The 11,575-nt window shown below is 43.9% G+C and carries 9 protein-coding genes, 2 pseudogenes and 1 riboswitch; of the genes and pseudogenes, 1 reads left to right on the top strand and 10 read right to left on the bottom strand.

The window, feature by feature from the left end:
- Positions 1-24: 24 nt before the first annotated feature.
- Entirely contained in the window at positions 25-909 is an 885-nt protein-coding gene (locus DW904_RS03665; RefSeq protein ID WP_118578124.1) for a transglutaminase domain-containing protein, read from the top strand.
- A gap of 102 nt (positions 910-1,011) precedes the next feature.
- Here DW904_RS03665 and DW904_RS03660 read toward each other — a convergent pair whose 3' ends face one another.
- From DW904_RS03660 to DW904_RS23525, 10 genes and pseudogenes are all read right to left on the bottom strand, one after another.
- Positions 1,012-2,097 carry a tetratricopeptide repeat protein gene (locus DW904_RS03660; RefSeq protein ID WP_118578123.1) on the bottom strand — a complete coding sequence of 362 codons (1,086 nt, stop codon included), beginning with the start codon at positions 2,095-2,097 and terminating at the stop codon, positions 1,012-1,014.
- Between the two features lie 13 nt (positions 2,098-2,110).
- The gene (gene glmM, locus DW904_RS03655; protein ID WP_118578122.1) at positions 2,111-3,445 is read right to left on the bottom strand and encodes a phosphoglucosamine mutase; all 1,335 of its coding nucleotides are present in this window, start codon (positions 3,443-3,445) and stop codon (positions 2,111-2,113) included.
- Positions 3,446-3,557: 112 nt separating this feature from the next.
- The gene (locus tag DW904_RS03650) at positions 3,558-4,475 is read right to left on the bottom strand and encodes a sugar phosphate nucleotidyltransferase (RefSeq protein WP_118578121.1); all 918 of its coding nucleotides are present in this window, start codon (positions 4,473-4,475) and stop codon (positions 3,558-3,560) included.
- 65 nt (positions 4,476-4,540) lie between these two features.
- On the bottom strand, positions 4,541-5,614 hold the full coding sequence (gene prfA / locus DW904_RS03645; protein WP_118578120.1) for a peptide chain release factor 1: 1,074 nt from the start codon (positions 5,612-5,614) through the stop codon (positions 4,541-4,543).
- Between the two features lie 41 nt (positions 5,615-5,655).
- Entirely contained in the window at positions 5,656-6,525 is an 870-nt protein-coding gene (gene prmC, locus DW904_RS03640) for a peptide chain release factor N(5)-glutamine methyltransferase (protein WP_118578119.1), read from the bottom strand.
- Positions 6,522-7,592 carry a DUF1385 domain-containing protein gene (locus tag DW904_RS03635; protein ID WP_118578118.1) on the bottom strand — a complete coding sequence of 357 codons (1,071 nt, stop codon included), beginning with the start codon at positions 7,590-7,592 and terminating at the stop codon, positions 6,522-6,524. Before DW904_RS03635 ends, prmC begins: the two co-directional genes overlap by 4 nt.
- Positions 7,593-7,661: 69 nt before the next feature.
- On the bottom strand, positions 7,662-7,865 hold the full coding sequence (gene rpmE, locus DW904_RS03630; RefSeq protein WP_117851138.1) for a 50S ribosomal protein L31: 204 nt from the start codon (positions 7,863-7,865) through the stop codon (positions 7,662-7,664).
- Between the two features lie 182 nt (positions 7,866-8,047).
- Positions 8,048-9,162 (bottom strand): annotated as a pseudogene (rho, locus tag DW904_RS24915) (transcription termination factor Rho); the annotation flags it as partial.
- A gap of 465 nt (positions 9,163-9,627) precedes the next feature.
- A pseudogene (locus tag DW904_RS24910) lies at positions 9,628-9,698 on the bottom strand (hypothetical protein); the annotation flags it as partial.
- A 433-nt stretch (positions 9,699-10,131) separates the two neighbouring features.
- Positions 10,132-11,148 carry a hypothetical protein gene (locus DW904_RS23525; RefSeq protein WP_243110287.1) on the bottom strand — a complete coding sequence of 339 codons (1,017 nt, stop codon included), beginning with the start codon at positions 11,146-11,148 and terminating at the stop codon, positions 10,132-10,134.
- A gap of 170 nt (positions 11,149-11,318) precedes the next feature.
- Positions 11,319-11,402, bottom strand: a riboswitch (cyclic di-GMP riboswitch).
- Positions 11,403-11,575 lie beyond the last annotated feature (173 nt).

Genomic DNA, 11,575 nt, shown 5'->3' with positions numbered 1-11,575 from the left:
AAAAGACCAAAAAAGGAGGAACCTATGAAAAAGAAAAATCTCAAAACTCTTGCAGCATGCCTTTGCCTGTCCTGTACGCTCCTGACAGGTACTCTTCCCACCCAGGCAGCTGCCCGGACATCTGTTTCCCAAACTGCGAAATCTTCTTCCACTGTCACCAATAAGAAGACCCATTCCGGTAAGGGACAAGCTTCCAGTTCCTCTTCTGGTACCTGGAAGACCATCAAGGGCCGCCACTACTATTACAATGCTCGCGGCAAGAAAATCAAAGGCAAGGTCAAAATCGGATCCCGCTATTACTTTTTTGACAAAAATGGAATTCAGCGTTACGGCTGGAAAAAAATCAAAAATGATTACTACTTTTTCCGTATCAGCACAGGAACCACCGGCGCATACATGCTGACCTCCACCACTATAAATGGTATCGCTCTTGATGCTTCCGGACGTGCCAGCAAATCCGGTTCTAACCTGCGCAAGCTGAAGCTAATGACAGAAGCGAACAAGATTGTAGAAAAGATCAGCAGACCAGGAATGAACAAAATGCAGCGCCTCCGTGCCAGCTTTGATTACGTCAAGAAGCAGTACACCTACTATTGCTGGCGTGAATTCAGAAATACACAGGACTGGGAAAAGGATTTCGCCGAAGATATGTTTTTCCGCGGCGGACGAGGTGACTGTGTTTCCTATGCAGCAGCTTTCGCCTACCTCGCAAACGCTGTAGGCATGAAAAAAGTTTATGTAATCTGCTCCGGCGGTCACGGCTGGGCTGAAATTGGTGGAAAGGTCTATGATCCTGACTGGGCGCTTGTAAGCAGCGTGGATTCCTACTTTGCAATGTCCTACGATCTCAGTGGCGTGAACGGCCGCCCCATGTATCGTGGCAACCGCCTTTATGTAAAAAAGATCTGAGTATATTACCAAAAAAGGATTTGAAATCCGGCATTCAATATTGCCTCAGATTTCAAATCCTTTTATGATTATAAAAATAGCTTCAAGAACCTTCTCTGTTTCCTATTCATTACTTCCAGTCCTGGATTTCAGGAAATCAAGCTCTTTCGCAGCTTCTTCATCCTCCGGATACATTCCGACATAAGACACAGCTTTCTCCTGCGCTGTGGAAAAATCCAGTTTTTTCTCATAAGCTACAATTTCATTAAATAACAAGCTCTGCATTTCATCATCGGAAGCAATGGAAATTCCGCTGCTGATATTTTCCAAAGCAGAATCATAATTTCCTTCTGCCATATCGCACACTGCCAGTCCATTGTATCCCTGTGCGGCAGTCTGTGTCTGATCCCCGGACGTATCATCCAGCTTCTGATTGATGTACTGCTGGTACATTGCCCGGGCATTTGCGTAATCTGACTGAGCGCCATAGACCATTCCAAGAACCAGAAGTGCCTCTGTACTTCCCTGATTGGAAGCATCTGTCAGCTCTTTCTGGGCATTGGTATAATCTCCCATATAGTAATAGATTCTTCCCCGGCTGCAAAGATCCTCTGCTCCCTTTGCATCTGTAGACAAAACAGCCTCCAGATACCTGGTTCCATCCGCTTCCATGTCCTTATCCAGGTACGTCTCGTAGATCTGGATGGCCCGGTCATAGCTGGAATCTTCCCCATATGCCTGCTCAAAATCAGAGGCAGCTTCATCATAGACATCCATTTCCAGGGCAACCTTTCCAGTAAGGAACCAGGCATCTGCATCCATCTCATAATTCTGGGCAAGCACCTGACAGTCTGCCATGGCATCATCCAGATAGCCAGCCTGCAGACGTGCCGTAGCACGATACAGATACAGGTCCCGGGCCATACTTTTGTTTACTTTCTCCTCGCCAAGAGCACTGGTAAAGGCAGTAATGGCATCATCATAATTTCCCAGACGCAGCTGACAGATTCCAATCCCGCGGTAAGACACTGCAGGCTTCACACCATTATTCACAGAAGCCGTAAATTCATCCAGCGCATACTCATAGCTGCCCTGCTCCAGATCTTTCTCTGCTTCCTTAAAAATCTGCTGTTTTTCATTATCGCAGCCAGCCAGAAGGGAAAGCCCCATGACCGCTGCCAATATTAATGCTGTTTTTCTGATTTTCATTCTCAACCAACGATCAGTCCTCGGCTTCCATTACTTCCACAACACTGTCTACATACTGATGGCAAAGCTCATCTGTCTCGGCCTCCACCATAACACGGATCAGCGGCTCTGTACCGCTCTCACGGACCAGAATACGTCCGGAATCGCCAAGTGCCTTTCCTGCTGCTTCGACCGCCTCAACCACCTTCGGGTTCTCACGCGCAGTCTTCTTATCTGCTACACGTACATTTCGAAGAACCTGCGGATAAACCTTCATCTCTTTGGCAAGATCACATAAAGTAGACTTCTTATCTACACATGCTTCCATGACCATAAGAGAAGTAAGGATACCATCACCTGTAGCTGCATAGCGGCTGAAAATAATATGTCCGGACTGTTCTCCACCAATGCTGTAGTTATTTGCCATCATATTCTCGGCAACGTATTTGTCACCAACTGCAGTCTGCTCATAACGCATTCCTTCACGCTCCAGAGCTTTGTAAAGTCCCATATTGGACATCACTGTGGTAACAACAGTATTTCCATTCAGTTTCCCCTGCTCTTTCAGATATTTACCGCAGACATACATAATCTTGTCACCATCGATGATATTTCCACGATGATCAACTGCGATACAACGGTCAGCATCTCCATCATAGGCAAATCCAATGTCCAGGCCATTGTCTACCACATATTTCTGAAGGACTTCAATATGGGTGGAACCGCAGTTTGTATTGATGTTAGTTCCATCCGGCTGATTGTTGATCACATAAGTTTTCGCCTGAAGTGCCTCGAAAACACTTTTTGCAATTGCGGATGAACTTCCGTTGGCACAGTCAAGTCCAACTTTTACATTTTTGAAATCACGGCTTGGAATGGAGATCAGGTATCCGATATAGCGGTTTCGTCCGGAAGCAAAATCAACAGTACGTCCAATGTCTTCTTTGCGTGCAAGAGGAAGCTCCTCGATCTCGCCATCAATGTAGGCCTCAATACGCTCCTCGATCTCAGCCTCAATCTTCTGTCCGTTTCCATTCAGAAGCTTGATTCCATTATCATAGAATGGGTTATGGCTTGCGGAAATCATAATACCGCAGTCAAAATCCTCTGTACGAACCGCAAAGGATACACTTGGAGTAGTGGTTACATGCAGAAGATAAGCATCTGCTCCGGAAGCGGTAAGTCCTGCAACAAGGGCATACTCAAACATATAGCTGCTTCGTCTGGTATCTTTTCCGATTACGATCTTCGCCTTATGGTCACGTCCATAATACCAGCCTACATAACGTCCTACTTTAAACGCATTATCAACTGTCAGCTGAACATTCGCCTCTCCACGAAATCCGTCTGTTCCAAAATATTTTCCCATATCTAATTATCCTCCTTGCTTATTACACCTGAAAGCATATAGGAATCATACATTCTTTTCCATATTTTCAGGCAAAACTGCAAACAATTACAATATACAGTATCCGATAATCTTATTTGTAAAGTCCGTTTGGATATACGCCAGCCTCGGTAAGCTCTTTAAAGGCTTTGATCACAACCTCTTTATCTTCCTGGTAAGTTACACCAAACCAGGTATCCTTTGTCTCAAGCACATCTACCTGGGCAGTTCCCTTCTGGATCAATGCATCGATCATAACCGGAAGAAGATACTCTGCCTTGATATCACCAGCTTTTACATTCTGAAGAAACTCTACAAATCCATCGTATAAAGTATCCATAAACGCAGGAGTCAGTCCCCACATGTTCATGGAAACAAGCTCGTTTAAGTCAAGCTTCTCTGCCGGCTGGCCATCTTCGCGACTCTCAGCGCCATCTGCTGTTTTAAAAATATTGTGTGTCTCGGTAACACCTGTAAGCTTTCCGTCTGTAATGTGGCAAAGTCCTCTTGTAACACTTCCATTATCACTTAAGGTGTTTCCAAGACGGAAACCTGCCATGCAAATATGCAGAACATCATCTGCTGGCTGCTCCCGAACCAGATAATCATGTACTTTTACGTATGCTTCCTTTCCATAATAGTCATCTGCATTGATAACTGCAAATGGCTCTGTAAGGAACTCTCTTGCGCAGATAACAGCATGGCCGGTTCCCCATGGTTTGGTTCTGTCTGCCGGTTTCACAAAGCCTTCCGGAAGCTTCTCCATTTCCTGATATGCATACGCAACTTCTGCGATCTTCTCTACTCTTGCACCAATGGTGCTTTTAAATTCTTCTTCCAGATCCTTACGGATAATAAATACAATTTTATTGAAGCCAGCCTCCAATGCGTCTCTGATGGAATAATCCATAATGATCTCACCATTTGGTCCAACTGGTGCAAGCTGCTTGATTCCATTTCCAAATCTGCTTCCAACTCCGGCTGCCATAATTACAAGAGCTGTTTTTTTCATAGGTAATACCCTCCCATTTTTCATATGATTGTTGTTTTAGAGCGTGTTTGAAAAAGGCTCTAAGTTTACTGTTCCTGCAGATTGCTCAATTTCGCTGCCTGGTCTGCTGCGATCAGGCTGTCGATGATTTCATCCAGATCTCCATTCAGAATGTTATCCAGTCTGTGAAGTGTAAGTTTGATACGGTGATCTGTTACACGTCCCTGTGGAAAATTGTAGGTTCTGATCTTCTCAGAACGATCACCTGTACCGATCTGACTTCTTCGCGCCTCTGCTTCTGCGTCATGCTGTTTGGCCAGCTCCATCTCATACAGACGTGAGCGAAGAACCTTTAACGCCTTATCCTTATTCTTCAGCTGGGACTTCTCATCCTGACAGGAAATTACGATTCCTGTAGGAATATGGGTCAGTCGTACTGCGGAGTCTGTAGTATTGACGCACTGTCCGCCATTTCCGGAAGCACGGAATACGTCGAATTTACAGTCGTTCATATCCAGATGGAAATCAATCTCCTCAGCTTCCGGCATAATTGCAACCGTACAGGTGGAAGTATGGATTCTTCCGCCGGATTCCGTCTCCGGAACCCTCTGTACCCGGTGTACGCCACTCTCATATTTCAGTCTGGAATAAGCTCCGGCACCGTTTATCATAAAGGTAACCTCTTTGAATCCGCCGATTCCATTCTCGTTTAAGCTCATCATCTCTGTTTTCCAGCGCCTGGATTCTGCATATTTTACATACATTCTGTAAATCTCAGCTGCAAAAAGAGCAGCCTCATCTCCACCGGCACCGGCGCGGATCTCCACGATAACGTTCTTATTATCGTTAGGGTCCTTAGGCAGAAGAAGGATCTTCAGTTCATGCTCCAGCTCTTCCACACGCTTCTTGGCATCGGAAAGCTCTTCCTTGAGCATTTCTCTCATATCCTCATCCTTCTCCTCTTCCAGCATGGAAAGGCTGTCCTGAATGGTTTCTTTATTTTTCTTATATTCCTTATAGGTATCCACAATTGGCTGCAGGTCGCTCTGTTCCTTCATAAGTTTCTGGAAACGATCTGGATTAGATGTTACATCTGGCTCACCCAGCTCATTCAGAACTTCCTCGAAACGTATGAGCAAATCGTCCAACTTGTCAAACATGGTTTTCCTCCTGTTATGTTCTTCTCTTTACTTATATAAAACTATCGTCTGCCCAACACAACTCTGTCAAGTCCCGTCAGGTCTTTAACAATCTGTACATCAAAAAAGCCATTTTCCCGCATCAGCGCCTTTACAGCTTCGCCCTGATCATATCCGATTTCAAACAGCATCCAGCCATTTTCCTTTAGGAAAGCCTTTCCCTCCGATACGATTTTTCTATAAAAATACAGACCATCTTCATGGCCATCCAATGCAAGTCTTGGATCGTGATCCCGCACTTCTTCCATAAGCTCTTCAATCTCTGCGCTTCTGATGTAGGGGGGATTCGAAATAAGGATATCATACTGAGGCATATCTTTGCCAGTGTTTTGTTGAAAAAAAGCTGACGAAAACAAGTCGCTTTCCACGAAAACAGCTCTGTCTGACACTTCCAGGCTTACCGCATTCTTATCTGCCACCTGAAGAGCAAGTGGGGAAACATCAGCACCCACACCATATGCATCCCCGGTAAGTGCCAGAAGACTTAAAAGAATACACCCCGATCCAGTGCACATATCCAGAATCCCTGGTGTCTTTTTCCCCTTCATAACTTCCAGAGCCTTCTCCACCAATGTCTCCGTATCCTGCCTCGGAACCAGTACGTTTTGATTTACATAAAATTCAAATCCCATAAAATATGCCTGATGGGTAATATGCTGCAAGGGAACATGACCTGCTCTTTTTCGGATCAGTTCCCGGTATCTGTCCGCTTTTTCCTCTTCAATCCCGTCAGCTGAATGAGCGAAATAAAAAGCCCTGTTCATTCCTGTCACATGCTCCAGAAGAAGCCAGGCATCCAGCCTGGCTTCCTGGATCTTATGCTGTTCCAGAACCTTGGTTCCTTCTTTTAATAGTGTTTCCAGAGAAGTCATTGTGCAGCTCCCGTTTCCGGCACATTCCCGGTGCGTTCTTCACTGTCCCCGCTTTCAGATTGCGCGGAAGCAGCGGAAAGATCACCGTTTTCTTTGTTCTCATATGGAATATCCAGATTGAATTCTGTCTTTAAATATGCTCTCCAGTCAAACACAGCCTCCACAGCCTTGATGGCAACCTCTGCCATATCAGCTGTAGGTTCTTTTGTGGTAAATTTCTGCATTGCCATACCAGGTTTGCTCATCATCAAGGCAAATTTACTGTCTGTCCTGCCTGCCCACTGGATAATTTCAAATGAAATTCCAGATACTACAGGTACCATGAGCAGACGGCCGAAAAGACGGAACCAGTAAGACGGTACCAGTACAAAAATAAAATGTAGGAAAATACTTACTATCATAACCAGGAACAGAAAGCTTGTTCCGCAGCGTCTGTGGAATCTGGAGCTCTCAAGCACGTTCTCCACAGTAAGTGGCTTACCATTTTCCACACAGTTGATACATTTGTGTTCAGCACCATGATACATAAAGGTTCTCTGAATATCCTTCATTCTGGAGATCAGGATCATGTATCCCATAAACAGACCCAGCTTCACAAACGCTTCCACAATGGTAACCACCACTTCCGAAGCGCCTACTTTACGGCAAAGACTGGCCAGTGCATAAGGAAGCAGCATAAAGGCTGCAATGGAAATTACAATAGAAATGGCCACAGTTACATAGAGCAAGGCTTTAAATGCCTTGTCTTCTTTTTTCTTCTTGGCTTCCAGTTCTTCTGGAGAAAGAGCAGCATTCTTTCTGGTCTCTTCCTCGTCCTCCTCATCACCTGCAATTTCAGCTGAATACATAAGGCATTTCGTTCCGGTTACCAGAGAATCGATAAAGCTTACCATTCCGCGGATGATCGGTTTCCGCCAGATCCTGGCTTTCCCGAAAATGCATTTATAATCTTCCACTTTTACTACAATTTCTTTATCAGGACGTCTTACTGCAATGGAGTATTTATCCTTGTGGCGCATCATAATGCCTTCCATTACAGCTTGTCCACCGATATTGGATGGTTTCATTTTATCCTCCAGTTACAAAGAAAGGTTGAGATTTCCCAACCTCAACCTTCTCATTCAGTAATATTCAAATTATTTATTCAGGCCGTATTTCTCGTTGAACTTATTGATACGTCCGCGAGCCTGAGTAGCTTTCTGCTGTCCTGTATAGAACGGATGACATTTGGAGCAGATTTCTACGTGGATATCCTGCTTGGTAGATCCTGTTACAAAAGTATTACCGCAGTTGCAGGTTACAGTTGCCTGATAGTAATTCGGATGGATTCCTTCTCTCATGATTTTCACCTCTCTATATTTATTCTATTTTATTTGCGTTGAATCTGACGAATTCACACTTTACACAGCCTACTGATTATAGCATGGCGTTATGAGAAATGCAAGTTATTTATAAAAATTTCTAAAACTAATCCCAGATAATATTCTGCACGGTGTTTTTTGTGAACATTACAATTTCTGTTTTTTACCATTTGCACAAATTCAGCATTATTTGCAGTACGTGCAAACATGTTCAGGATCTGTTCCACTGCCTCATCAGACTTCATTCCGTTAAGAGCCTTTCGCATAATATATACAGCTTCCTGCTCGTCTTTGCTCAGAAGCAGATCTTCTCGTCTGGTACCGGATTTCTGAATGTCGATGGCCGGGAAAACCCGTTTCTCCTGAAGCTTGCGGTCAAGAACAAGCTCCATATTGCCGGTTCCCTTGAATTCTTCGTAAATAACGTCGTCCATTTTGCTTCCGGTGTCAACAAGTGCAGTGGCCAGAATGGTAAGGCTTCCTCCCTCACGCATATTACGTGCTGCACCAAAAAAGCGCTTCGGCATATGAAGTGCTCCCGGATCAAGACCTCCTGACAGAGTTCTTCCACTTGGGGGAACAACCAGGTTATAGGCTCTTGCCAGTCTGGTAATGGAATCCAGAAGGATCACAACATCCTGCTTATGTTCTACAAGGCGGCGTGCACGCTCTACAACCATCTCGGATACACGCTTATGATGCTCCGGAAGCTCATCAAATGTGGAATAAATAACTTCCACGTTCGGTCCCTGTATTGCTTCCCTGATATCGGTAACTTCCTCAGGACGTTCATCAATAAGAAGAATGATCAGATGCATATCCTTGTTATTCTTAAGAATAGATTTCGCAACATCCTTGAGCAAAGTAGTTTTACCTGCCTTAGGCGGGGAAACGATCATACCACGCTGTCCCTTTCCGATAGGCTGATCAGATCTACGATACGCATGGCAGTAGTTCCGCCAGGCCGCTCCATGATCAGACGTTCATCTGGGAAGATTGGGGTCATATTTTCAAAATTGTATCTCTTCTGTCCCTCACTTGGATGGAAACCATTGATAGACGTCACATACAAAAGGGCACTGAATTTCTCCCCCTGTGTTTTAATACGGATATTTCCCTGAATAATATCCCCTGTCTTCAGATTGAATCTGCGGATCTGTGACGGAGAAACATAGATATCATTTTCTCCCGGAAGATAATTCTCACTTCGGATAAATCCAAACCCATCCGGCATAACCTCCAGGATTCCATTGGCCTTTTCGCCACTGTCAAGCTGGACCGTTTCAGCCGGAACATTGTAGCGTTGCTTACATCCTCTTCTGTACGGTTCTCACTGGCTGCGCCTGTACGGGGCTGTTCCGTTTCCTCGGGTCTTAATTCGGCTGGCGGAACCACTTCTACAGGTTTCGCTGCAGGAGTGCGCTTCACGAAGTTCTCCGGTCTGTTTTCCCCATTATAACTGTTCTGGCGTCCTGCATTTTCATTTCTGCCATAATTATTGCTGCGATACTCAGGATTGCGCCGTATAATGGTACGGGATCTGGTTGGTGCCTCTCTTCTCTCCGGTGCAGAAACACTTCCCGAATTTTCTGTTTTTTCTGCTACCGCATACTCTGGTCTTGCAGGTATGGTATTCTCTTCTGCTGTTCCGGAAATAGTCTGCTCATTTTCTGCAGTCTGTTCTTTCCTGTCCTCTTCCAGCATACGTTCAATTAATTCAGGCTTTCTCATAGTAGAAATGCCCTTCAGTCCTCTGGCTTTTGCCAAGTCTTTCAGCGTAGCCAGGGATAATGATTCATACTTTTCTTTCATCAATCATCTACCTCTTCGACTAATACAATTCTAAAACACATTTCAATTTTGATTTAACGGGATACAAATGTCTGATTAGACAGAAGCTATATACTGAATTATAAAAACATCCTTCAAAAAACTTATTAAAGTTTATTTTAACACATTTCAGGCGCCGTGTCTACATCCATTCCAAATATATCTATCCCTGCCTGCAAGAAAGTGATAACCTTTGTTTTGTATTATACACACCTAAGGTTTTTCATTGCAAGAATTTTCTGTCGACACATATCCCGACTCTTCGACATATATAAGAGTCCTGTTCTCCCGGTGACCCAAAGATAAGTACCAGCTGTCACTTACCTTTTTATAAAATACCGGTTTCCCACGCCTGTGCTATTCACAATAAAACACCCGGAGATATTTCTCCGGGTGCCGGTCATCTTTAAAATTATTAATTCCAGAACGCTCCGTAAATCTTCTGGATCTTAGCGATCTGTGCGTCTGTAATCTGATTCAGTGCATTCTGAACAGCTGCATAAGTCTGTGGTCTGCTACTCTTCAGGGAAGCATTGTTCAGGATGTAATCCTTAACAGATTCTGCAAAATATTCGGAAGCATTCTGTGTTACATAGGCTTTATTAAAAGCTGTAACATTTGCCTTCTCAGCTGCAAAAATGCTCTGGAAGCTTGCTGTCTTATCTGCATTTCCTGCGATAAATGCAAGGAAATGACCCAGCTCATGATAAACAGAATCATCAATCTGCTTCATTGTAATAGATCTTGATCTTGCATCAAAATATCCTGAATAGTTGACGGATGGATCAACAACAAGCTTAAATCCCAGCTGCTGATATGCTGCAATTACACGATTGTCCATCTTGCCTGCAACACTTGCTACATTTGCTTCGTATTTGCTCTGGTTCTGTGAAGAGTTTGCTGCTACAGTTACCTGGGCAGCGGAAGTACCAGAAGAAGTAGTGCTTACAGCGGTCTCATTGTCAATTGATACCTGCTGTGTAGTTGTTGTCTGAACAGTTGTTGTGATCTTGGATGTAACAACTTTCTTTTTGGATTTCTTGGTGTATTTCGCTGTTGCTTTGGTAACAACGGTTGTCTTGGTATCTACTGTTGTATTACCGGATTTATTTGTTTTATTGGTTACTTTTGTTTTGGTTTTCAGTTTCTTGGTGTAGCTCTTCTTGGAAGCCTTTTTTAATTTAACAGTCTTCCTGGTTGTCTTGGTACTGGAGGTAGTCTTCACAGTAGTCTTCGGCTGGGAAGCCAGTGGAGTTTCATCTTCTATGATGGAAGTCTCCATGATCGGATCTGTGTAACTGGGGAATTCAGGTGTTTCTCCTACTCCTGAGAATAATGAAACGCCGCCGATCACTGCTGCCAATGCTATAGCAGCACAACTGGAAACAACTTTTTTATTTGCGAGCCACTCTGCTAATTTCTTTCCTTTCATAAATAACACACCTTTCTTGAACCATAATGTAACTGACTTGCCGCTATCCGGAAACTATCAGTCCCATCAGTTTGTGGAAATAAAAAAACCGTTTATCAGATTAAATAAACGGTCGCCACAAATAGAAGAACCACGTCTCCTGTCATATTACATTACCTAATCAATATCAATGCGGCAACCGGCTGTCATAGTCCTGAGACCTTAGACCCTTGGCTTTGCGTCCCTGTCTTTCAACAGGTTTGCCTTTTATTCACTTCATATAATAAAGCAAACTGTCACTTTTGTCAACGGAATTTCCTTGTTAAAACTTACAAAAATTATGAACCATTTATGATAATGTCCTAATATACCATAAAGGAAAATGTCCCAATGTAGTATAATGCTTCCATCAACAGATGGAGGTAACGATTATCAGAAAGGTAGAATT

The organism is Ruminococcus sp. AM42-11 (assembly GCF_003480145.1).
GTDB lineage: Bacteria > Bacillota > Clostridia > Lachnospirales > Lachnospiraceae > Blautia_A > Blautia_A faecis.
Note: the sequence above shows the minus strand (reverse complement) of the source record. Positions and strands in the feature narration are given on the sequence as shown.